Here is a 22,903-nt window from a genome sequence, read left to right as displayed (position 1 = left end):
CGGCGACCGGTTCACGCGTGCGGCGTCGGCCGGTAGACCAGTTCCTGGATGTGGCCGTCGAGCGTCCGCCGGTCGATCAGTTCGAGATCGAAGTCGTCCGCGCCCTGGAAGACCGGGTCGAGCCCGCTCTTCCCCGTGATCACCGGGAACAGCGTCACCTGGACGCGGTCGACCAGGCCGGCGGCCATCAGGGCCCTGTTCATCGACAGGCTGCCGTGGGAGCGCAGGGGCACCTCGGACTCCTCTTTGAGCCGGGCGACGACGTCGACGGCGTCACCGTTCGCGATGGTCGCGTCCGGCCAGTCGAGGGGCCCTTCCAGCGTGGTCGACACCACGGTCGTCGGCAGGTTCCGCATCCGGGTGACCCAGGGGTCGCGCACGTCGGACCCCTCGGTGCTCTCGGCCAGCATCTGGGCGAACGCCCGGTACGTGTTGGCTCCGAAGACCATCCGCTGCTCCTCGTCGTACAGGGCGAGGCGGTGGTCGAGCAGCTCGGGGCCCTGTTTGCCCCAGTAGCCGGTCCAGTCTCCCCCGGCGGCGCCGAAGCCGTCGAGGCTGGAGAAGACGTCGAACGTGTAGGTGGTGGTCATGATCCGCTCCTGGAGTGCGTTCGCTGACGGCGTCCTGGAGATACAGACCGGCGATCGGGGTGCAAGTCATCGGCCGGGATCGCACCGGATGAGGGCCGGTCCCGAGGTGGGCCGGGTCTAGAGCCGGTTGCCGCGCCGTTCGTCGTACCCCGCGCCCCCGTGATCGACGTAGTCGGCGACGGCCCGCTCCAGCGCGCGGAACAGGAGGAGGGTGAGCGACAGGCCCGCCGCTGAGCCGATCACGAGCCAGCCCGCGACGGCCACCGGATGGCCGAGTACCGTCCCCAGCCAGGCGCCGCCTCCGGCGCCCGCCGTGGTGAGCAGGCCCGGCAGTGCGGGCGGCAGCATCTCCACCCGTACCAGGCGGGCGACGGCGAGTCCGACGACGAGACTGCCGAGGGCGAGCCCGGCGAAGAAGCCGGCCATCGGCGGCAGGCGGTCGATGCCCATCGTGCCGAGCCAGAGGCCGAGCAGGGCCCCGAGGACGGCACCGGCGCCGTAACCGAGCCCGGCGATCCCCGCACGGCGCTGCTCGTCGTCGGCACCGGCCACCGAACGGGCCAGTCCGCTGCCCATGGTGGTCCCGCCGACGAAGCCGCCGTAGGTGCCGACGAGGGCTTCGGTCCAGGAGCCGATCGCGGCACCGGTGCACCCGCCGGCCGCGGCACCGCACGCTGCACCCAGGATCCGTCCGGCATGCAACTGCCAGTTGTGTCGCATCAGTTCAATGTATGCGCGGTGTCGCGAGCGTGGTACCCGGTCGGGGGTTAACACCACCCCGCATGCTGCCGGTCGCCCCATCGCACCGGCTCGCCCGCCGTGGACATCCTGGTACGGCGCCGGCACGGCGGCCTCGACGACCAAGGAGTCCACATGACCGAACCCGGGCGAGCGCGAGGCGGCTTACTCACTCTGGCCATGGCCATGGCCATCGGGGTCGCGGGCAGCGCGTCGGCAGGCAGCGCCCTCCCGGCCTCCCCCGCATCGGACCACGCCCGGACGTCGGACCACGCCCGGCTGCGCGCCGTCCTGCAGCGCATCACCACGGTCGACGGTGCGCCCGGAGCGCTCGCCGAAGTACGCACCGGGCGCGGCGGCGGTACGGTGCTCACCAGCGGAGTCGCCGACGTGCAGAGCCGCACGCCGGTGCGCGGTGACAGCAGGTTCCGGCTCGGCAGCATGACCAAGCCGTTCGTGGCGACGGTCCTGCTGCAGTTGGCGGGTGAGCGGCGCGTGCGCCTCGACGCGCCGGTGGAGCGCTATCTGCCCGGCGTCGTCCGCGGGCACGGAAACGACGGACGGGCGATCACCGTCCGGCAACTGCTCCAGCACACCAGCGGCTTGCCCGACTTCCTCCAGTACCTCCGCCCGCAGGAGATCGTCGCGGACCCGCTGGCCCGCCGCGACACCCGTGACCTCCTCGACATCGCGCTCGCCCACCCCCCGACCTTCGAACCGGGGACCGGCTGGCGCTACTCCAACACCGGCTACCTCGTCATCGGCATGATCATCGAGAAGGTCACCGGCCGTTCCTACGGCGACGAGATCCGGCGACGCGTCATCAGACCGCTGCGCCTGCACGACACCTTCGCGCCGGGCGACGCCTCCGGCATCCCCGGACCGCACCCGCGCGGGTATGCCCGGCCCGGCCCGGACGCGCCGCTCGTGGACGTCACCGCGGTCAGCCCGACGATCGGCGGCGCGGCCGGTGAGCTGATCTCCAGCGCCTCCGACGTCAACCGGTTCATGGCGGCGCTCCTGCACGGCGCGCTGCTGCGCCCGGCGCAGCAGCGGGAGATGATGCGGACCCGTCCGACCGGCGGGTCGGACGGCCGCGCCTACGGCCTCGGCCTGGAGAGCTCGCCGCTCCCCTGCGGTGGTCTCTACTGGGGGCACACCGGCGACTTCCTCGGCTACGAGACGGCCACCGGCATCGCCCGTGGCCGACAGGTGACCGTCATGGCCAACCTCGGGCCGGGCGCCTCGGACGCGCAGAGCGACGACATCGAAGCGGCCGTCGAGACCGCCCTGTGCGAAGGCCGCCGCACCTCAAACCGGTAGTTCCGCTTTCTGCCCGGCGCGACCCGGTCGGGCAGATTCCGGTGACCCGTTCGCCTCCCACGGCTGCCCTTTCGAACCTCCGCCCGCAGAGCCGGTCATCCCACAACGCCGCAGCCAGCAGCGCTACGCGCGGGTAACCCCGGCTCGGCCCGGGCTGCCCCCGAACTCTCCATCATCTGCTCACAACCCCTCTACCCGGTCGACACGCCGGGGTGCGTAGCCTCTGAGCGCGTCGTCCGCTTGCAAGGGATGACGTCCCCGAGTTAAGCCTTGCCCAAAGATTGATGTTCAGTTGTGAGGTACCCGGGCACTCTGGGGCACGTGAAAGAAGACAGCAGCGTGGAAGGCCGGCCCAAGGACATGACGTTCAGAACACCGTCAGCCCCCGCGCGAGGCGCCGCGTGACGCTCGGCACCCACCGTGCCCACCTCGACGGGTATGGCAGTCCCCCCACTCCGCAGGCCGCGAACGAGCCGTTCCACCAGCCGCAGCAGGGCGCCCTCTCCCTCCCCCAGCCGCTGGGCCCGCACGAGTGCGACCTCGTCCGCCGCAGCGTCGCGGTGGTCGAGCCGCAGGCCGGGGAACTGGCCGTGTACTTCTACGCCATCCTCTTCGTGCGCTACCCCGAGGTCCGTTCCCTCTTCCCGGAGGACATGGACGTCCAGCGGGACCGCCTGCTGCGCGCCCTCCTACGGATCGTGGACCTCGTCGACTCGCCCGAGCACCTGGCCCAGTTCTGCGCCCGCCTGGGGCGCGACCACCGCAAGTTCGGTGCCGTGACGGCGCACTACGCCGCGGTGGGCGAATGCCTGCTGGAGACGCTCGCCCGGTTCACCGGCCCCGCGTGGACCCCGGAGGTCGCGCTGGCCTGGCAGCGGGCCTACGGGATCGCCTCCGAGACGATGATCCTGGCCGCGGACGACGACACCCGGCTCCGGCCCGCCGTGTGGAACGCCCAGATCGTCGGCCACCGCCACCTGGGCAACGCGCTGGCCGAGGTCACGGTCGCCACCGACCCCGTGTATCCGTACCAGGCGGGCCAGTTCGTCAGCATGGAGACACCGTGGCGTCCCCGGGTGTGGCGGCACTACTCACCGGCCAACGCCCCCCGGCCCGACTCGACCCTGACCTTCCACGTCCGGCACGTCGCCGGCGGCCATGTCAGTCACGCCCTGGTGTACCGGGCGCGGATCGGCGACATGGTGCGTCTGGGGCCGCCAGAGGGTGACATGGTGCTGTCCGCGCCCTCCGGCCGCGATCTGCTGCTCGCCGCGGGAGGCACCGGACTCGCCCCGATCAGGGCCCTGATCGAGGAGATCGCGAACGACCCGCACCGGCTCCAGGGCCGCCACGTGAACCTGTTCGTGGGCGCGCGCACCGGCAACGAACTGTACGGGCTCGACGAGATGCTGCGCCTGTCCCAGCGGCACCACTGGCTGACGGTCCGGGCCGCCGTTTCCCACGAGCACATTCCCGGCGCCGAGGGCAACCTGCCGGACGTCATCGCGGCCTCGGGCACCGGAGCCCACACGGAGGCGTACCTCAGCGGGCCGCCCGGCATGGTCGCCGCCGCACGGAAGGTGCTCCTGCGGTGCGGGCTGCCGCCCGCCCAGATCCACCACGACCCGCTGGGCGTTCCGGTGCTGGACGCCCCTCTGGATCCAGGCCACCCGGAGAAGGAAGAGGACAACCGCATATGAACGACCGGCCCGCAGGCCGCCCCGGCTCCGCCGGCGAACGCCTCCTGCAGAGCCACCTGGGTACGGCCGACCGGGCCGCGACCTTCTACGACCGGCAGGTCCAGCCCCGTCTCACCGATCAGATGCGCGACTTCGTCGGGCGTCAGACCATGGTCTTCCTCTCGACCGCCGACGCCGGCGGCAACTGCGACACCGGGTTCCGGGCCGGGCCGCCCGGGTTCGTCACCGTCCTCGACGCACACACCCTGACCTACCCCGAGTACCGGGGCAACGGGGTCCACGCGGGCAACGGGAACATCCTGGAGAACCCGCACATGGGCATGCTCTTCATCGACTTCACCCACCATCACATAGGGCTGCACGTCAACGGGGCGGCCCAGTTGGTGGGGGACGCCGAGCAGCGTCGCGTGTACCCGCATCTCCCCGTCGACTCGGCGCACGGCCGGCAGCCCGCCGTATGGGTGCACCTGAGGGTGGACGAAGCCTACGTGCAGTGCTCGAAGTACATCCCCCACCTCGAACCGGCCCCCCGGCCCCGCGGACTGGCGGCGGACCGCCCCAAGGACAGCGACTACTTCGTCCCGCCGGTGGCCCGTCGCGGGGAGTCCCGGCACTTCCGTCCGGCGCCCACGCTGCCGATGGGACACTAGGCAGCCGGGTGCAGGCCGTCCCGGCCGCGCTCATCCGGACAGTTCCTGCTCGGCCCAGATGGTCTTGCCGGTCCGTCCGTACCTGCTCCCCCAGCGGCGGCTGAGCTGCGCCACCAGGAACAGCCCTCGCCCTCCCTCGTCGGTGGTGCGTGCGCGGCGCATGCGGGGCTGTGTGTTGCTGGGGTCGGAGACCTCGCAGATGAGGACGGAGTCACGGATCAGCCGCAGCCCCACGGGGCCGCCCGCGTACCGGACGGCGTTGGTGACGAGTTCGCTGACGATCAGCTCGGTCACGAAGGCGCTGTCCGCCAGTCCCCACTCGGCGAGCTTGCCGGAGGCCGCCTCCCGCGCCCGGGCCACGGCCTCCGGGTCGGCCGGGAACTCCCAGTGGGCCACGGCGTCCGCCTCCAGGGCGGAGGTGCGCGCGAGCAGGAGGGCCGAGTCGTCCGGCATGGGCTGCCTTCCGGCGCCGCTCGACAAGGACTGCGCGAGGGCAGGGAGGTCGTGCCCGTCCCGTCGCAACTGCTGTAGTTGGTTCGCGAGTTCGCGAGTGGAGCCGTCGATGTCGACGCCGTAGCGCCGGAGCAGTCCGTCGGTGTACAGGGCGATGACGGCGCCGGGTGGCACGTCGACGCTCCGGGTCTCGAACGGCAGGCCGCCGACGCCGAGGGGCGGCCCGGGCCGCACGGGAACCGGACCGACGCGGCCGTCCGGCAGGGCCAGGAGGGGCGGCGGGTGGCCCGCGGCGGCCATCGTGCAGTGCCCGGCGACGGGATCGTGCACGGCCACCAGACAGGTGGCGCCGACCACGTCCCGGAACGCCGGATCCTCCTCGGCGGCCAGCCGGGTCACCAGGTCGTCGAGGTGGGTGAGCAGTTCGTCGGGGGGCAGTTCCAGGTCGGCGAGCGTCTGCACGGCCGTGCGGAGCCGGCCCATGGTGGCGGTGGCATGCAGCCCGTGGCCGATGACGTCCCCGACGACGAGGGCGGTGCGCATCGAGGGCAGTTGGATCGTGTCGAACCAGTCGCCGCCGATCTCCGCGCCGCCCGCCGCGGGCAGGTACACGCCCGCCGTCTCCATGACCCGGGTCGAGGTGTGCGTCTGCGGCAGGAGACGCCTCTGGAGGGTGACGGCGGCACGGTGCTCACGGGTGTAGCGCCGGGCGTTGTCCACCCCGAGGGCGGCGTGCGCGGCGATCTCGGTGAGCAGGGCGGCGTCCTCCTCGTCGAAGGGCTCGACGTGGTCGGTGCGCCAGCAGGCCACCACCCCCAGCAGCAGGCCGCGGGCGAAGAGCGGGGCCACGGCCATCGAGTGACCACGATCGGGTGTCGCGACCCGGACGTGGGCGGGGTCGTTCAGAAGCCGCTCCAGGCCGGCCCGGTCCACCGTGATGGTGTGGCCTTCCTGGAGTTCCCGGACGAGCGGCACGTCCGGGAAGGCCGGCACCACCTCGCCGAGCTGGAGCATGCCGGGTGGCCACGGGCCGTGGGCGATACGGTTCGCGGCCCTGCGCAGATGGAGGTCGCCCCCGCCGAAGGTCTTGGGCGGTTCCTCTCCCGTGAGGACGGCGTCGGCCAGGTCGACCCAGGCGACATCGGCGAAGTCGGGCACCAGCGTGTCGACGATGTCCTGAGCGGTCCTGCCGATGTCGAGGGTGCCTCCGATCTCGGCCGACGCCCGGTGGCGCAGTTCGCGTCGGCATTCGGCCTGCCAGTGCCTCGTCGCGTCGGTGATCAGTACCGCGACGCCCGTGGGCCGCCCGTCCTCGTCCTCCGTCCGCACGGCCGAGACGGACAGCGACCAGTCACCGAAAGGCGGCCGGGTCGACCTCACCCGCTGCTCGCGCGCCACGGAGGGCACTCCGGTCTCCAGTACGCCCCGCAGCGCGGCTTCCGCCTCGGCCGCGTCGTCCGCGCCCATCACGTCGGAGAGCCGGCTTCCCACGGTGAGTGCGGGGCCCGCTGCGCCGCGAACGAGGTTGGTCCGCACCACGGCGAGATCCGTGTCCCGGAGGACGAAGCCGATGAGGTCCTGGCCGAGCAGCGCCCGCGCCAGCGGCTCGTCCCGCGCGGGGCCGGCCGCGCGGTCCGCCTCGACGGCCAGGATCAGGGTGGGCCCGGCGCCGTACAGCCGCTCGGCGCGGTAGCTCACCGTGATCACCTCGCCGGAACCGCACAGCAGCCTGGTGTCGCCGCTGTCCGGCGGCCGGCCCGCGGTGGCCGCACAGGGCTCGGCCAGCAGGCGGAGAACGGAGCGGCCGAGGACGTCCGCAGCCGGCCGCGCCAGGAGCTCCTCCGCGGCCCGGGACCAGCCGACCAGGACACCTCGACGATCGATCAGCGCGGCCGCCACCCCGGCGGGCGACGCCCGGTCGTCTGCCCTGCTCATACCCATGTCGGGTCCACCGCCTCCTGTCGGGCCGGTGAACCCATCATGGCGCGATGCCGGAACCTTCGCCTTTCCGCAGGTCAGTCGAGGGCCCGCGCCGTCGAGCGGGCTGGCCTCCGGCCCGGCCCGGCCGGTCACACCCCGAACGCGGCGGAGCGCCTTATGACGATCACGGCGGCGGCGTCGTCCAGGTGTCCGTCGACGTGGTGCATCAGGTCGCGCCGGAGGCGGCTCCGAGCTGCCCGGGGAGCGGCGGCAGGACGACGCGCTGGGCGGCCTCGGACACGTGCCGGACCTGCCTCAGCTCCTTCGCCCGGCGCTCCCGCACGACACAGAGGACGACGAGGCTGGCACCGACCAGGACCGGGGCGAGCATCCCCGGTCCTCCCGCACCGGCGGAGAGGCGGCGCAGCGGCCACCCGTACGGGCGCACTTCGGAGCGGGTACGGCCAGCCTCTGCCCGCCGTGCCGACCGGATTGGATGATCGGTGCCGCCCGTACGTCGCCGCGTGCGGCACACGCCCGGTCCGACACGTCGCCGTTGGAGGATGCCCGCATGTTCCGTTCGACGCGCGCGGCGCCGGCCTCCGGGGAGGACGACCTCGCGGACCGGGACGACGGCGTCCGTACGCCACCCACGCGCACCGTCGTCCTGGTGACGGTGGCGGCGACGGTGGTGACGATCGTCCTCGGGGTGCTGACCGGGACCGCCGTCCTCCTGCTCGGGCTGCTGGTGTTCCTGCCGGCCTTCGCCGCCGCGCTGTGCACCCCGGGTCAGACGGCGATGGTCTCCACCTGGGTGAGCGTCGTCGTCGTGGTGCCCGTGGCCCTGTCCGGGGAACGGATCGCCGACCGGGTGGTGCTGGCCCTGTTCGCCGTCGGCTTCGGTGTGCTGGCCGTCTACGCGTCCCGGCTGCGTGTCTCGCGCGAGGGGGCGCTGGTACGGCTGCGGTCGACCGCGGCCGCGATGCAGCGGCAGATCCTGCGTCCGCTGCCGCTGCTCACCGACGACGTACTCGTGGACGGCGTCTACGAGCCCGTGCAGCAGGACAAACTCGTCGGGGGCGACATCTACGACGTGGCGGCCACCCCGTGGGGTACCCGGGTGCTCATCGGCGACGTCCAGGGCAAGGGGCTCGCGGCCGTCGGCATGGCCATCGACGTGGTCGGCGCCTTCCGCGAGGCCGCCCACCGCGAACCGACGGTGACGGCCCTCGTCGACTCGCTCGAGGCGGCGGTGGTCCGCCACAACGACTACGCGGAACAGCGCGGCGAGCCGCAGCGATTCGTCACCGCCGTCGTCCTGGGGGTGGACGCCGGTACCGAGACCCAGCTCGTCACCTGCGGCCACGTCCCGCCGTACCTGCTGCACGACGGGACCGTCACCGCCGTCGGCTCGGGGACGGAGCACACCCCGCTCGGCCTGGCGGACCTGGTCGAGGAGGTGCGCACGGTGTCCTGGTTCCCGTTCCCGGCCGGAGCGACCCTGCTGCTGTGCACCGACGGCCTGACCGAGGCCCGCTCGGCCGGGGGCGCCTTCTACCCTCTGGAGTCGCGCCTCTCCGACCGGGCCGACATCACCGCCGGCCGGCTCACCGAGTCACTCGTCGACGATGTCCACGCCTTCACCGCGGGCGCCCCGCAGGACGACCTGGCGGTCCTCGCCGTCCGCCGCTCCCCGCGCCGGGTACCGGAGTAGCCCGGTACCCGGAGCCTCCCCGCGCGAGGTCTACTCGTCGATCGCCGCCCCGAACCGCGCGTTCGCCGTCGGCGCCCCGAGACGTGCCCCGTCGTAGGTCCACGTGCCCTGGGCGACCAGTCCCGACGACGACGCGGGTACGACCCACATGAAGCCGTCGTCGGTGTTCTCGCCCGGTGCCGCCGCCAGGAGCCCGAAGAGACGGTCCTTGTCGGCGTCGATGAGCCGGACCTGGCCGCCCCAGCGGTCCGACTTCTCGGCCGCGCCGGGGATGGCGGCGAGCTGCTGGTCGAAGCTCTTCACCCCTGCGCCGCTGAAACCGGTCGGGTCGCCGCGCAGCACCCACACGGCACCCGCGTCGGGCACGCTGGCGATGTCCTCGCCGGGCGCGCCGACGGCGAGGTCCGGGTGGCCGTCGCCGTCGGTGTCCCCGGCCGACAGATCGGCGCCCCACTGGTCGCCCGCCTCCGCGGTGCCGGGCACGCCGGGCGAGTCCTGGGTCCAGTACTGCGCCGGCTCCGGTTCGAGCCCCGACAGGTCGCCGCGGCCCAGATAGAGGGTGATCCCGCCGCCCTTCGGCGCGCCGGCCCCCGTGTCACCGATGACGAGGTCGTCCTGCCCGGTACCGTCCCAGTCGCCGGAGACGACGGCCGGACCGCCCGGGAACGTGCCCCCGTCACCGAGAGCGCCGATGTCCGGCGCGCCGTGCAGCACGTGCACCGTGCCGGCGCCCGGTTGCTGCCCGGTGGTGACGCCGGAGACGGCCAGGTCGGCCCAGGAGTCCTCGTTGTAGTTGCCGTGGCTGAGACTGCGGAACTCGAAGCCGCCGCTCCGCGGTGCGAATTCCGTCGCCCGTATGCCGCGTTCGGACATCGTCGGCCGCTGCGTCTCCTCGCCGGGTGCGAGGGTGAAGAACAGCAGGGCGTCGTCCTCCAGGACGGCGAGCGAGTCCCGCGGGTCGGCGTTCGGGTCCGCCGGGTCGGGGGCGGAGTAGCGGGCCGCTTCGACGGCCCGTCCGAAGTGGGCGCCCGCCCGCGGGTCGTCGTTCTCCAGCCAGGTGCTGTCGGATCCGTGCAGTCCGGTCGGCGATCCCCAGAAGATGACGGCGCCGCCCGCGTCGGACAGGCCGGTGAGATCCTCGCCCGGGATGCCGACCACGGCGTCGTCGTACCCGTCGTTGTCCAGGTCACCGGAGGCGACGGCCCCGCCGAAGCCGTCGCCGGCCTCGGCACCGCCGGGAACGCCGGACACGTTCTGGTGGAGCACGCTCTTCTTCGTCGTGCTGAGACCGCCCGGCGAGCTGTACTGCACGGTGACGTAGCCGGCGCCCGAGGCGCCGCTCACCGTCGCACCGGGGGCGCCGGTCAGCACGTCGTCGAATCCGTTGCCGTCGTAGTCGCAGTTCCGCTGCTGCCACCCGATGGACGGGAAGGGCACGGCAGCCGGGGCGGCCTGGGCCGCGGCGACCACGCCGCCGCCGAGGGTGAGGAGTGCGGTGGCCGTGACGGCCGCCTGTCGGAGGTGACGCACAGGAATCTCCCTGGTCTCCGAAACTGCCCACGGCCACGGGCCGGCCGCGTCGCGGGCGAGGACGTGCAGCCCCTCGCCTCCGGCACGGAAGCGGGGTGCGACCGTGTGCGTCTCCCGCCCTCGGGCGGTGCGGAGAGGCACGGACCTTGCTGCGTACACCAAGAAGACATCCGCACTTCGCCAAAGGTTGTGCACGAAGGACACGTCGCGCCTCGACGGGTGGGGCCACTCCTGGACCACATGGAGAAGCTGCCGGACTGACCGGTCGGAGCCGTCCCGCCGCCCCGGATCACGCGGCGGCAGGCCACCACACCCGGTCGTGACGGGCCGCCACCCCTCCATGCCTACACCATGGGGTTGCCGTCGGCGGACTCCTCGGGAGAGACCATCTCCCGGACGACGTCCCAGTGTTCGACGATGCGCCCGCCGTCCAGCCGGAAGATGCCGACGACGGCCAAGGGTCCAGGGCCCGGGGCACGGTGGATCAACGGGCGGGGAAGGCGTCGGGAGTACGGACGCGGTCACGGATCCAGGCGCCGGCGGGCTTCAGCGAGGAAGTGCCGGTCCACGGCCCGTTCCTGTCGCAGGTACCGGTCTTGAAGACGGCACCGGAGCGCTGGTCGTCGGAGAAGTTCCAGTTCACCCAGCTGATCTTCTTGCTCGCCATGAGGTCGAGGTATCGCTGGGACATGGCGAAGTCGTTGCTCCCCTCGCCGGCGTAGTTCTGCGTCCCGAACTCGGTGACGAAGACCGGGAGGGCGTCGGCGGCCCGGGACAGGGTCGCCAGGTACTCGTCGCGGTGCGAGTACGCGTAGAAGTGGAACGTGTACATGATGTTGGCGGCGCGGACGGGGTTGTCGACCACTTCGGACTCGTCGGCACCCTCGGAGACACCGAACGAGGACCAGGCGCGCGTGCCGACCAGGACCGGTGCGTCGGCGTCGATGGCGCGGATGGTCGGGATGATCTGCTCGGCGTAGCTCTTGACGCGGGACCAGCTCACGCCGCTGGGCTCGTTGGCGATCTCGTAGATGATGTTGTTCTTGTTCTTGTTGCGGTTGGCGATCTCGGTGAAGAACTGCCGGGCCTTGCCGAGGTTGGCGTTCGGGTCGCCCGGAGTGAGCATGTGCCAGTCGACGATCACGTACATGCCGCGGTCGGTCGCCTGCTGGACGAGGGAGTTCGCCAGGTCGGTGAAGCGCTTCGGGTCGGTTTCGTAGCCGCCCTCCTGCACGTAGGTGGAGACCCGCAGGACGTCCGCCTTCCAGTCCCGGGCGAGGGCGTCGAGCGAACCGCCGGTCAGGCAGTGCGGGTACCACTGGGTGCCGTGACTGCTCATGCCGCGCAACTGGATGGGGTTGCCGCGGCTGTTGCACAGCTTGGTGCCGCAGACCCTGAGCTGGCCGTTGGCACCGACGGGGGTTTCCGCGGTGGGCGCGGCCGGCACCTGCCGTGCGGTGGCGGCACCGGCGCCGGGAGCCACGCCCAGGAGCAGGAGCAGGGCACTGCCTGCGACGCCTGCCGCCATGGAAGATCGCCATGAGGTGCAATGTGCGTGCATACGAACTCCGTTCATGGGACTGTCCGATAGGAAACTTTCCTAACTACAGGGAAGCAAGCGTCGCCCTTCCCATCAAGACTGCCGACGACATCCGGCCGACAGGGCATTCACAGCCCCCTGTGAACGGGGCGCATCCGCGCGAAGGTCGTCCCGTCCGGTCTTGACGCGCCGGAGAAGCGCCCCTACCTTCCCCTCAACCTGATTCATATGACTAATCAACAGTCATTTATATGAACCTGACCACCCATCACGTCCAGGACTCAGGAGGTCCCCCATGCGCACGCGCTCCCGTTCGCTGCTCACCTCCCTGCTCGCCGTGACCGGCGGGCTGGCCCTGCTCCCCACGCCCGCCCCGGCCCTCGGGTCGGCGGCCGTCATCGAGGTCTCCACCGCCGCCCAGTTGAAGTCGGCCCTCGCGGCGGCCGCGCCCGGCGACACGATCCGGCTCGCCGACGGCACGTACACGGGCAACTTCAAGGCCACCCGGGCCGCCACCGTGGGTTCCCGCATCACGCTCACTGGCTCGCCCAGGGCGGTGCTCACCGCCGACGGCGGCTACGGCCTCCACCTGAACGCGGCCTCCTACTGGACGGTCCACGGGGTGACGGTGACCGGCGGCCAGAAGGGCATCGTGATCGACGCCGCGCGCGGGGTGGTCGTGGACGGCGTGACGGTCCACGGCCTGGACATGGAGGGCGTCCACTTCCGCAAGTCCAGCGCTGACGGCGTCATCCGCGACTCGCGCATCCACGACACCGGCAACGACGGGCGCGGCATGGGCGAGGGCGTGTACGTCGGCACGGCGAACACGCTCTCCGACAGGAGTGACAACGTGCAGATACTGAACAACACCATCGGACCCGACGTCGGCGGCGAGAACATCGACGTCAAGGAGGGCACCACCGGGGCCCGGATCATCGGGAACACCTTCGACGGCGGCGGCCTCACCGGCGTCCACTACGACGACTCATGGGTGGACGTGAAGGGCAACGACGTCCTGGTGGAGAACAACACCGGCACCCGGACCACGAACGACGGCTACCAGACGCACACCCAGCAGCCGGGCTGGGGCTGCGGCACGGTCTTCCGCAACAACAGGTCCGACCTGAGCGGCGCCGGCGGGTCCACCAGGCTGGCCGTCAACGTCACGAATTCCGGCGCCGGTTGCCGTACCACGGTGTACGCGAGCAACACGGTGACCGGCGGCCGGGGGCTTACCAACATCGCCGTGACGCCGTGACACCGGCACCATGAGGGGGCGGCGCCGACCCCCTCATGGTGCCCCAACAGCTGACCGGGGGGCGGGTCGGCCCGCTATGGAGTCCAGTTGCTCGGCGGCCGGGCGAAGTGCCCACAGATCGCCGCCGGGTGGCGCCTCCAGCAGGGGCAGGGCGCGCCGCGCGGCTCCGTCGCCGGCGTCCGCGGCCGCGTGCACGACGTCGCTCGCCGCGAACCGGCGGAACTCGAGCTCGGGGTGGGGCCAGGGCTCGCGGCCCGTCGCGGCGGGGAGCAGGTACCGCACCGCCGCGAACAGGCTCTGCCCCTGCGGGCCCCGGTGCGCCCACAGATCCACCCCGACGTTCTCGCCGATCGCCGCGAGCCGGGTGTAGGCGACGAGGTCGAAGGTGGAGTAGTGCCAGCTCCTGGTCCTGGCGAGCTCCAGCGGCTGGCTGCCGTCCGCCGCGATCTGGGCGTCCACGCGCCTGGCGGCGGCCTCGCGCACGGTGCGGCGGGCGAGTTCGCGGTCGCCCGTGGCGTACGCGAGTCCGGCCACCAGCATGTCGTAGAAGGTGCCGTGGTTGTTGGCGGCCGCGGCCTCCTGCTTGCCGAAGTCGCTGTTGCGCAGCCAGCCCAGGAAGTCGCTGTTCCACTCCCCCATCGCCTCCCGGTCGGCGCGGGTCCACGACGGCGCGCCCGTCTCCAGGAGGGCCACGGCGTCGACGACGGACGTGTAGGACTGGGAGAAGTCGATGATGCCGATGGCCCTGCCGTCGTACTTGCAGGGGATGAACTGGGCGTGGTCCAGGTTGGGGTTCATCCGGGTGTCCGGGGAGAGGAACCAGGTCCGCAGGATGTCCGCCGCCTTGCGCGCGTACTGCCCCTTGCCGGTGTAGTACCAGGCGAGCACGAGGTCGTACGAGGAGTCGAAGACCTTCTCCAGGTCCTGGCGGTCGGTACCCGAGTCCACCTCGGGATTCCGCTCGCCGTCGCGCTGGACGTAGGGGCAGCCCCACGGATTGTCGGCGGCCGGGGTCCGGCTGGGCCACCAGTAGGGAGCCTGGCTCAGAGTCGGGTACTCGTGAGCCATGGCCAGTCTGACCCTTCATGCGGTGGGGCCGATCGACGCCGACACGGCGTGGCAGCGTTATGCCCGGCTGGACGCGTGGGCCTCGTGGGCTCCGCAGATCAGGTATGTGCACGCGGACCGCCGCCTGCTCGTTCCAGGGCTCACCGGTCAGGTGGAGTCGGTGGCCAGGATCAAGGTTCCCTTTCGGGTCGAGGCGGTCGACGGTGCACGGCGTACGTGGTCCTGGCGAGTCCGGGTCGGGCCGGTGCGGATCCGGCTGCATCACGAGGTGCACGCCTCCGAGGGCGGCTGCCGCACCGATCTCACCATGTACGGGCCCGGGCTCGTACTGGCCGCCTACGCGCCACTCGCCCGCTTCGCCCTGCGTCGACTGGTGAGGCGGTGAAGCATTGAGGCGGTGAGGCGGAAGGATTCCGACGCCGCTACAACACCGCGTCACCACGTGCCGGTCCCCGGCACACCCTTGAAGGGGCCCCGCACCTCGGCCGTGATCCAGCCGCCGCAGAAGTCGCCCCTCTGTGCGCCGACCACTTGGTCGCCGACCGTGCAACGGTCCATCCGCCCGGGCCGTCCCAGGGCGGTACGTCGAACCGGGGGTACCAAGGGTGCCGGCGTCAGGGCAGGGCCACCGGGTAGGGCTCTCCGAAGTCCGCCGAGCGGCTGACCTCCTCCCAGGCTGCCGCCTCCGCCGTCTGGCGCCGGGAGTGGTCCAGGGCCATCGTCGCCGCGTTCACGCCGAGGGGAAGGTGACCGGGAACCTCCTCGCGGTGGACGGTGCGCACGATGATCTCGGCGGCCCGCCGCGGGTCCCCCGCCGCGCCGTCCGTGCTCCGGCGCACCCGGCGGTTCATCGCGCCGACGGTCGCGTCGTACGCCTGCGGGATGTCGTGGACCGTCATCGACGAGCCGGCCCAGTCGGTGGCGAAGCCGCTCGGCTCGACGACCATCACCCGCAGGCCGAAGGGCGCCGTCTCCGCCGCCAGGACGCGGCTGAAGCCGTCGACCGCGAACTTCGCCGCCTGGTAGGAGGCGATGCCGGGCGACCCTCCGACCCGGCCGCCGATCGACGAGAACTGCACGACCGTGCCCGCCCCCTGGCGGCGCAGGGTGGGCAGGGCGGCCTTGGTGACGTTGTAGACGCCCCAGAAGTTGGTTTCGAACTGGGCGCGGAAGTCGGCGTCGTCCGAGGTCTCGATCGGCGACACGTTCGCGTACCCGGCGTTGTTCACGAGCACGTCGATCCGCCCGAAACGGTCCACGGCCGCGTCGACCGCGCGGCTCGCGGCCTCGGGGTCGGTGACGTCCAGGGCCAGAGGCAGCACGCGCTCGCCGTACGCGCCGAAGGTGTCGGCGAGGACTTCGAGGCGGCGCGCGGTGGCCACGACCAGATCACCCGCTTCCAGGGCGGCAGTGGCGAGCGCGCGCCCGAGACCTCGGGAGGAGCCGGTGATGAACCAGACCGGCCGCTCGCCGCCGCCGCCCGCCGTCCCGGTGCTGTTCATGAAGGTGTTCGCGTCATCACTCATATCTTTAGTGAAACACCGTTGCCGTATTAACGCAACACCGTTTCGCTACTGGCTCCTATGATGGGCGCATGACTGATCAGGCCACCTTCCAGCGGGCCCGCAGCGTCCAGGCGAAGCAGGCCCGCGAAACCGCGATCCTCGAGGCGGCCCGCGCCCTCGGGGCCCGGCGCGGCATCCGGGAGGTCACGCTCACCGACATCGCCACCGAGGTCGGCATGCACAAGTCGGCGCTGCTGCGCTACTTCGAGACTCGGGAGCAGATCTTCCTCGACCTCACCGCGGAGGGCTGGCGCGAATGGTCCGCCGCACTGCGGGGGCGCCTCACGGCATGCGAGCGGGCCGCGCCGGCGGCGGTCGCCGACGCCTTCGCCGCCACCCTGTCGGCACGGCCCCTCTTCTGCGACCTGCTGGCCCAGGCCCCGCTCAACCTGGAGCGGAACGTGTCCCTCGAAGCCGTTCGCACTTTCAAGCTCGGCACGCTGGAGGAGGTCGCGCGGATCGGCGCCGAGCTGGACCGACTGCTCGGCCTGAGCGAGGAGCAGGCCGTCGACACAGTCGCCACCGCGACCTCCATGGCCGGAGCCCTGTGGCAGATGGCCACACCCCGCGCGGCCCTGCGGGAGCTCTTCGCGAGCGAACCGCAGCTCGGCCACGCCGTCGTGGAGGTGGAACCCCGGCTGCGCCGCGTCCTCACCGCCCTGCTCGCCGGCATGAACGACGCCGGCGGCACCCGCACGAGCTGATCCGGCCATGGGCCCTTGAGAGAGCTCCGGGGTTCGCCCGCCGCCGCCGACTACTCGACGGCGGAGGCCGGAGAGACTTCGTGGTCCGTGGTGTCGCGCACGCCGAGGCGGAGGTGTTCCACGCGGTGGAGGGCGTGGACGATGGAGCGGCCGTGCCGCTCGCCGGTGACCAGGCCGAGGTTGCGCAGCAGCCGGAGCTGATGGGAGCAGGCGGACGCCTCCATGCCGACGACTGCGGCGAGTTCGCCGACCGCGCAGGGACCCTCCTACGGCAAGCACGGCGCTCTGAGAGCGGCCCGGACAAAAAGCACGCCGAGTAGTCGAGGCGGCCCCCGCCACTCACTGAGCATCATGATCACTCACCCGAACGCGTAGACACTGTCTACAACGTTTGGTAGACAGTGTCTATGGCTGAGGAGAGCTCCCTTCGGGAGCGGTTGATCGACGTCGGGGTCGACCTTGTACTGACCGAGGGGTCCGCTTCCGTGGGCCTGCGGGAAATAGCCCGTCGAGCGGGGGTGTCGCACGGGGCGCCGCGTCGGTACTTCCCTACGCACCAAGCGCTGCTCTCGGCTATCGGCCGTCGCGGCTTCGAGGATTTCGCCGTCATGTTCGAGGCCGCGGTCGCCGGCACGACGACACCGCGCGGCCAGCTGGAGGCCCTCGCGCGGGCGTACGTCGGGTACGCACTGGAACGCCGCGGCATGTTCGAACTCATGTGGCGGCACGACCTGCTCGACGGCGCGGCGCAGGCATCGGACCAACCGAGGCTGCGCGAGTCGACCCTCCCGCTGTTCGGGCACTTCACCGGACTCGTCGCCCAATGCCTGTCGGAGAGGGAGGCCGCGCGAAGCGCCGACGGGCCGAACTCGGCCGGACCGCCGCCTGCGGTGATCGCCGCCGCCCTGTGGTCGAACCTGCACGGCATGGCCCAGTTGTGGGCCTGGGGCAGCCTGCAACTCGCCCTCGGCGTCCCACCGCTGGGCGGTGACCCCGGCAACGACCAACGCGACCGGCTCATCGCGGCAGTTCTGGACGCCCATCTCGGCCCGGTGACCTCATGACCACACCCGCACAGCGGCAGACTGCACTTTTGGTCAGTGTGGTCGGCGCGGTGATCGTCGCACTGGACGGAACCATCCTGCTCATGGCGCAGCCCGTCATGCAGCGTGATCTCGGCGCGAGCGTGGCGCACATCCAGTGGACGAGCACCGGCTATCTGGTCGCCGTGGCCGCGTTACTCGTGATCGCCGGGCGCCTCGGGGACCAGTACGGGCACGCGCGCCTGCTGTTTGTCGGCGTCCTCGGTTTCGGGGCTGCCTCGGCCGGGATCGCGCTCGCGCCGAGCGTCGGCTGGGTGATCGTCCTGCGCGTGGTACAGGGCGGGTTCGCCGCGTTCCTGCAGCCTGCGACGCTCGCGCTGCTACGGCTGGCGTATCCCGCGGACCGGCTCGGCAAGCCGATCGCCATTCGCACCGGTGCGATCGCGGTGGCGGCGGGGTCCGGTCCGCTCCTGGGCGGTGTTCTCGTGGCTCATCTGGGATGGCGCGCCGTCTTCTGGGTCAACGTGCCCCTCGCGTTCGTCATCGCCGTACTCGCCCTCACCGTGCGGACGCCGGCAACTCAGCGTGGCAACTCTCCACGGCTGAACGTCACCAGCGCGGGCCTGCTGGCGATCGCGCTCGCAACCCTGGTGCACGCCCTGGCCGACGTACCCGCCCGGGGGTGGACCGCCGCGCCGACGCTGCTCGAATTCCTCGCCGTCATCGGCGTCGCAACGATGCTCACCCGGCACGAACGCCGCACCACACACCCGGTCGTTCCGCCAGCCGTAGCACGCTCCGTACCGGTGACGGCGTCGATGGCGCTCCTGCTGGTCACCACCGCCGGCCTGTTCGGCGCGCTGTTCAGGGCCACCTTCCATCTCCAGGACGTACTTCGACTCGACCCACTCGACAGCGGTCTGCGCGTACTTCCGCTGACCGTGCTCATGGTCCTCGGCTCACCCGCCGCGGTCGCCGCAATGCGCCGGTACGGTGCGCGCCGCACCGCGATCGCCGGTACGGTCCTCGTCGTGGTGGGCATCGCAGGGCTGTCCCGGCTCGGTCCCGCCAGCACCTGGATGGCCATGGCTGCAGCCTTTGCCGCCATCGGTGCCGGGTTCGCCACGGTGATGGTCACCGCCACCGGGACCGTCGTCGGTGACGCGCCGCCCGGGTATGCCGGGGTCGTCAGCGGGCTCAAGCAGACCGCCATGAACATCGGACCGACCTTCGGCATCGCCGTCGCGGCCGGCGCAACCGGCACGGCTGCTTCAACCATGGGCTCCACTCTGCTGATCCTGGCCGCACTCGCCGCTCTCGGCCTGCTGCCCGCGTCGCGGCTGCCCCGGCGCCCGGCCCGCCAGGAAGGAGAACACGACACGACCGCTGCGCTCCCGGCGCAAGCACCAACACCACAGGCGGCGCCCGCCCGACATACGAACAGTTGAGCAACCACGCGAACACACCCAGACCGGCCCAGTCAGGTACCCAGACCGATCTTCAGTGTCGGCAAACGATCGAAGGAATTCCTGGCAGGCCGGAAGCGCCCACAACATCATGCTGGACACCCGGAAGGCCTCGCCCACGCCACCGCGGAGGCCCTTTCGGACGGCTTCCACCGCTAGGTCCTGTCGTCAAACTCCCGTCGTCCGCCCGGAGGGCGGGCCCGGCGGCGTCAGGTGCGTGCTCTCGGCGCGCGGGGCCCTGATCCTCGTACTGGATGTACTTGGGTCAGGGCCCCGTGCGGCGAGAGTGCGTGCATGGCGCCGCCGGGCAGACGGGAGTTTGACGACAGGACCTAGGCCCAGGGCCGGGCCGAGCACGGCGTCCTCATCGGACAGGGCGGGGGTGGACGCGGCCACTCTCCCGCTGCTCGGAGACCCCCTGGTGCACGCTGCCGGCGGTCACGTTCTGGAATCGCCCGGCGACCTCGAACTTTGATTCGATTACGATCTCACCCGTGCATGAGAACCCACCTGCTCGGCGACGCGGCCGCTCCCGTCGAGAGCAACGACGTCGCCGCCGGGCCAGGCGACGCCGCATGACGTGGGCCGTGACGTCGGTCGTGATCCTCGTCAGCGGCGCCACCACCTATGCCATCACCCGGAGCGGCCCCGGTGACTCCTCCGCGCTCGACCGGGCGAAGGCTCCGCCCCCAACGGCCGTCTCGGCCCGGGCGAAGGCGGGCGAGGCACCTGCGGACGCAGCGAAACCTCTGCCGTCGCCCACCCCGTCACAGAAATCGTTCGATCTCGGACCGGCTCTGGCTCCGGTGACCGCGCTCTTCGGCGACAACCGGATGTCCGTGGCGATGCTGGATGTCGAGAGCGGCGCCATGGCGACGTACGGACACGACGCCTTCGACACCGCCAGCGTCGTGAAGGTGGACATCCTGGCGACCCTCCTGCTCCAGGCCCAGGACCAGGGGCGGAGGTTGAGCACCGAGGAGCGCGCCCAGTCCGCTGCCATGATCCAGAAGAGCGACAACGATTCCACCAGTGCCCTGTGGACCCGGATAGGCAGTGCCTCGGGGCTCGACGCGGCCAACGAACGGCTCGGCCTGCTCCAGGCGCGGGGCGGTCACGGGACCGTCTGGGGCATCACCCAGACCACGGCGGCAGATCAGATACGCCTGCTCCAGGCCGTGTTCGGCGACAAGTCGCCCCTGAGCGAGGCGTCGCGTACCTACATCCAGGACCTGATGCGGCACGTCGTGCCAAGCCAGACCTGGGGCGTGTCCGCGGCGGCCGACTCGGGCACGACCGCGCTGAAGAACGGGTGGCTCAAGCGGACGCAGACCAAGAAGTGGGACGTCAACAGCATCGGCCGGATAGAGCATGAGGGCCACGTCTATCTGATGGCGGTACTTCTCAACGGCTGCAGCACCCAGGAGGTCGGCATCAGCATCGTGGAGCAGGCGTCACGCGCGTCCGCGACGGCGTTCGCCCGGAAGCTCGGGGAGACGTCGGCCAACTGACGGCGCCCTGGAACCGGCCGACGCTCACCGCACGTCCGACGACGACGTCACGCAGGGTCGGCGCCGCCCAGCACCAGCGAAAGGGCGCCGCTCGCCCCTCGACGAGACGGACCGCGGTCTCCCACTCCTCCTCGTGTACGTGGCAGGCCGGGTACGGATGTCCGGGTCGTCGTCGCGCGAGTGCCGCTCCCCACGCGGATCACGCGGGGCCCCCGCCAACCACGCGTCAGCGACCGGGCATCAGCCGACTACGCCGAAAACCCCTGGCCAGGCACCTTTGGCCGCCCAGTCGCTCAGAATCGTGGGGCGTGCTGAACCTGCACAACGGCTCCGGTTGGGCCGTACGTCAGCACGGTGCCCTCCCAGCGGCCGAAGTCGAGGCCCGACCCGGCTGAGCCCAAGGTGTACTCCTGCGTGGCAGTCGAGGCCCGGACGAACGTGTTCAGCGTCTGCGCCATGCGGTAGCAGAACACGTTGCCATCGCTGTTGCCGGGACCAATGAACGCCGCCGAGCAGGAGAACAGGTCCACGCCCGCGGCGAACTTGTTCTTCAGCACGGCAAGCCGCGGAAGGTTGGCAGTGGAGAGGTTCTCCTTGCAGAACCGCACGAAGGCAGGCGCGCCATGGGCCATCAGCTTGAGACGAACCGGATCCGCGGTGTGCTCGGCGGTGTGGGCAGAGCTGTCCAGGAACCACTGCAGTGGGGTGTCGGCGTCGACCTCGATAACGGTGTCACCCGCCGGCTTGTTGCCAGCCAGTCGCACGTCCCGGTACACGAGGCGGTGCGGGCGGAACCCGCCATCGCCGGCGACGACTTCGTCCGGAAAGGCTTCCGGTGCCCGGAAGAATCCCTTGAGCGCTTTGAAGGTGTTCTTGCCGGGCTCAACCAGCCCGTCCTGGAAGCCGAGCTGCAAGAGCTGGAAACGGCGGATCCCGCCAACCGTCTTCGGTCCGACCAGACCGTCCACGTCCAGTGGAGGGGTCGGCCCACCCGCCGCCGAATCCACGTGGTTGAGCAGCATCTGGACGGTGAAGACATCGTCGGGGGCGTTTATTCCACCTTCACCGACGCTCTCGGACAAGTTCCGAACACTCATTGCATGCTCCGTTCCCCCTGAACTCACCCTGCCGCAAGGGCGAACGCGCTTGTGACTGGCCAGCCGGACGTGGACGGTTCGCCGCTGCCACACCTGTGAAGACCACCAGGGGCAGTGTTTGAACAGTGCGTGCGCGAACGCGCCAACTAGGTCGCTCGCGCCTTGAAGTACTCCTGGAGATTTCGCTGGATTCCCTGGAGCACCTCGCTGGTTTGTTTCAGTCTCGACAGGCGAGACTCCGCCGTCCGAGCGTAGTCCTCATCCTCCCATTCTGTAGCGAACAGATACCCACTGAGGGCATCCATGGCCGATTCAGGATCGACACCGTGACCACTCTTGAGCAGATAACGATTTATTGGGCTCTCATCGTCAGCAATCACATTGGTGACCACCGAGGGGTGCCAGTCTTCGGCATTGGTCAGCGAATGATGTGTATCGAACCTCACGGTGACCAATTCACCCCTGGGGACATCGACACTGTATCGACCCTCATCACTGGTGTAGGCTTTCTCGATGAGAGTCCGATCGCGATAGACGCTGACCTTGATCATCGCGATGGGCTTCTTATCGGTGATTGCCCGCACTTGCCCATACATGACGCTTCCCTCGCAATTGCGCTCTCTGTCATTCGCCGCAATCGTGGCCGTGAGTCATCCTGGACTGGCCTGCCGCGCGAGCTCCAATTCCAGTATCCCCGGGATGTCGCGGTCCGCAACGCGTGCTAAGAGGGCCTGCAAAGCGAGCGGTGTAACCGGGCTTGGCGTCGCTAGAGTTGGCCTGCGGTGAGGCGGCCGTCGAAAGCCGGATCGCGCCAGAACGGCTGGAGGTTCCCCCGGCGGCGCTAAGGCGGCCGGTTGCGCAGACGCGGTGTGACTGCGCGAGTCCGACGGCCCAGAGACGGCTGTGCACGGACGGGCTGGCGCGGACGCTGGTCGTCGATCTCGCGCTCGCGCCGCGACACCTCGCAGGCAGCACCGCGGCTGCTCGGGCCCGCCCCCGCCGCCTCGGGCGGGCCCGAGCAGCCGCGGTG

19 protein-coding genes and 2 pseudogenes are annotated in these 22,903 nt (G+C 71.0%); 10 read left to right on the top strand and 11 right to left on the bottom strand.

The genetic code is table 11. From position 1 onward, the window contains the following. Window positions 1-11 precede the first annotated feature (11 nt). Window positions 12-590, bottom strand: a complete 579-nt coding sequence (locus tag DMH12_RS06455) for a dihydrofolate reductase family protein (RefSeq protein WP_125490576.1) — start codon at window positions 588-590, stop codon at window positions 12-14. A 117-nt stretch (window positions 591-707) separates the two neighbouring features. Beyond that, on the bottom strand, window positions 708-1,310 hold the full coding sequence (locus DMH12_RS06450; RefSeq protein WP_125490575.1) for a hypothetical protein: 603 nt from the start codon (window positions 1,308-1,310) through the stop codon (window positions 708-710). Window positions 1,311-1,463: 153 nt separating this feature from the next. Between DMH12_RS06450 and DMH12_RS06445 the strand changes: the two genes are divergently transcribed. The 3 genes from DMH12_RS06445 (at window position 1,464) to DMH12_RS06435 (ending at window position 5,001) form a co-directional block, all read left to right on the top strand. Next, window positions 1,464-2,651, top strand: coding sequence for a serine hydrolase (locus tag DMH12_RS06445; protein ID WP_260474114.1), 1,188 nt, complete (start codon window positions 1,464-1,466; stop codon window positions 2,649-2,651). Window positions 2,652-3,052: 401 nt separating this feature from the next. Then, complete coding sequence (locus DMH12_RS06440; protein WP_260474113.1) at window positions 3,053-4,351, top strand: globin domain-containing protein; 1,299 nt, start codon at window positions 3,053-3,055, stop codon at window positions 4,349-4,351. Continuing rightward, window positions 4,348-5,001 (top strand): pyridoxamine 5'-phosphate oxidase family protein, encoded by a 654-nt coding sequence (locus DMH12_RS06435; RefSeq protein WP_125490573.1) that lies wholly within the window; start codon window positions 4,348-4,350, stop codon window positions 4,999-5,001. Before DMH12_RS06440 ends, DMH12_RS06435 begins: the two co-directional genes overlap by 4 nt. Window positions 5,002-5,031: 30 nt before the next feature. Here DMH12_RS06435 and DMH12_RS06430 read toward each other — a convergent pair whose 3' ends face one another. Then, window positions 5,032-7,389, bottom strand: coding sequence for a SpoIIE family protein phosphatase (locus DMH12_RS06430; RefSeq protein WP_125490572.1), 2,358 nt, complete (start codon window positions 7,387-7,389; stop codon window positions 5,032-5,034). A 232-nt stretch (window positions 7,390-7,621) separates the two neighbouring features. After that, window positions 7,622-7,765: pseudogene (locus DMH12_RS06425) on the bottom strand (serine/threonine-protein phosphatase); the annotation flags it as partial. A gap of 180 nt (window positions 7,766-7,945) precedes the next feature. Here DMH12_RS06425 and DMH12_RS06420 point away from each other — a divergent pair. Beyond that, entirely contained in the window at window positions 7,946-9,088 is a 1,143-nt protein-coding gene (locus DMH12_RS06420; RefSeq protein ID WP_125490571.1) for a PP2C family protein-serine/threonine phosphatase, read from the top strand. A 30-nt stretch (window positions 9,089-9,118) separates the two neighbouring features. Here DMH12_RS06420 and DMH12_RS06415 read toward each other — a convergent pair whose 3' ends face one another. Together DMH12_RS06415 and DMH12_RS06410 are read right to left on the bottom strand one after the other, a co-directional pair. Continuing rightward, window positions 9,119-10,618, bottom strand: a complete 1,500-nt coding sequence (locus tag DMH12_RS06415; protein WP_125490570.1) for an FG-GAP-like repeat-containing protein — start codon at window positions 10,616-10,618, stop codon at window positions 9,119-9,121. 484 nt (window positions 10,619-11,102) lie between these two features. Then, the gene (locus DMH12_RS06410; protein WP_125490569.1) at window positions 11,103-12,146 is read right to left on the bottom strand and encodes a glycoside hydrolase family 5 protein; all 1,044 of its coding nucleotides are present in this window, start codon (window positions 12,144-12,146) and stop codon (window positions 11,103-11,105) included. A gap of 307 nt (window positions 12,147-12,453) precedes the next feature. Between DMH12_RS06410 and DMH12_RS06405 the strand changes: the two genes are divergently transcribed. After that, window positions 12,454-13,419, top strand: a complete 966-nt coding sequence (locus tag DMH12_RS06405; protein ID WP_125490568.1) for a nitrous oxide reductase family maturation protein NosD — start codon at window positions 12,454-12,456, stop codon at window positions 13,417-13,419. A 33-nt stretch (window positions 13,420-13,452) separates the two neighbouring features. Here the strand turns inward: DMH12_RS06405 and DMH12_RS06400 are convergent, their stop codons facing one another. After that, window positions 13,453-14,487 (bottom strand): alginate lyase family protein, encoded by a 1,035-nt coding sequence (locus DMH12_RS06400; protein WP_260474111.1) that lies wholly within the window; start codon window positions 14,485-14,487, stop codon window positions 13,453-13,455. Here DMH12_RS06400 and DMH12_RS06395 point away from each other — a divergent pair. Further along, the gene (locus DMH12_RS06395) at window positions 14,486-14,872 is read left to right on the top strand and encodes an SRPBCC family protein (protein ID WP_125490567.1); all 387 of its coding nucleotides are present in this window, start codon (window positions 14,486-14,488) and stop codon (window positions 14,870-14,872) included. The genes DMH12_RS06400 and DMH12_RS06395 overlap by 2 nt on opposite strands. 229 nt (window positions 14,873-15,101) lie before the next feature. Here the strand turns inward: DMH12_RS06395 and DMH12_RS06390 are convergent, their stop codons facing one another. Next, window positions 15,102-15,989, bottom strand: a complete 888-nt coding sequence (locus tag DMH12_RS06390; protein WP_125490630.1) for an SDR family NAD(P)-dependent oxidoreductase — start codon at window positions 15,987-15,989, stop codon at window positions 15,102-15,104. A gap of 92 nt (window positions 15,990-16,081) precedes the next feature. Between DMH12_RS06390 and DMH12_RS06385 the strand changes: the two genes are divergently transcribed. Beyond that, window positions 16,082-16,756 carry a TetR/AcrR family transcriptional regulator gene (locus DMH12_RS06385; protein WP_125490566.1) on the top strand — a complete coding sequence of 225 codons (675 nt, stop codon included), beginning with the start codon at window positions 16,082-16,084 and terminating at the stop codon, window positions 16,754-16,756. Between the two features lie 50 nt (window positions 16,757-16,806). Here the strand turns inward: DMH12_RS06385 and DMH12_RS06380 are convergent. Beyond that, window positions 16,807-17,022, bottom strand: a pseudogene (locus DMH12_RS06380) (ArsR/SmtB family transcription factor); the annotation flags it as partial. A 141-nt stretch (window positions 17,023-17,163) separates the two neighbouring features. On the opposite strand from DMH12_RS06380, the gene DMH12_RS06375 reads away from it, so the two are divergent. The 3 genes from DMH12_RS06375 to DMH12_RS06360 all read left to right on the top strand — a co-directional run bounded on the left by DMH12_RS06375 (window position 17,164) and on the right by DMH12_RS06360 (window position 20,776). Then, window positions 17,164-17,820 carry a TetR/AcrR family transcriptional regulator gene (locus DMH12_RS06375; protein WP_125490564.1) on the top strand — a complete coding sequence of 219 codons (657 nt, stop codon included), beginning with the start codon at window positions 17,164-17,166 and terminating at the stop codon, window positions 17,818-17,820. Next, window positions 17,817-19,247 (top strand): MFS transporter, encoded by a 1,431-nt coding sequence (locus DMH12_RS06370; protein WP_125490563.1) that lies wholly within the window; start codon window positions 17,817-17,819, stop codon window positions 19,245-19,247. The genes DMH12_RS06375 and DMH12_RS06370 overlap by 4 nt, the downstream gene beginning before the upstream one ends. 512 nt (window positions 19,248-19,759) lie before the next feature. Further along, a complete protein-coding gene (locus DMH12_RS06360; RefSeq protein ID WP_125490562.1) occupies window positions 19,760-20,776 on the top strand; it encodes a serine hydrolase in 1,017 nt (338 codons plus the stop codon). Between the two features lie 293 nt (window positions 20,777-21,069). Here DMH12_RS06360 and DMH12_RS06355 read toward each other — a convergent pair whose 3' ends face one another. Both DMH12_RS06355 and DMH12_RS06350 read right to left on the bottom strand, forming a co-directional pair. Next, window positions 21,070-21,858 carry a peptidoglycan-binding protein gene (locus DMH12_RS06355; protein WP_125490561.1) on the bottom strand — a complete coding sequence of 263 codons (789 nt, stop codon included), beginning with the start codon at window positions 21,856-21,858 and terminating at the stop codon, window positions 21,070-21,072. 161 nt (window positions 21,859-22,019) lie between these two features. Continuing rightward, on the bottom strand, window positions 22,020-22,424 hold the full coding sequence (locus tag DMH12_RS06350; RefSeq protein WP_260474109.1) for a carboxypeptidase regulatory-like domain-containing protein: 405 nt from the start codon (window positions 22,422-22,424) through the stop codon (window positions 22,020-22,022). Between the last annotated feature and the right edge of the window lie 479 nt (window positions 22,425-22,903).

It is taken from the genome of Streptomyces sp. WAC 04229 (assembly GCF_003947455.1).
GTDB lineage: Bacteria > Actinomycetota > Actinomycetes > Streptomycetales > Streptomycetaceae > Streptomyces.
This window is presented reverse-complemented; position numbering and strand designations above follow the sequence as displayed.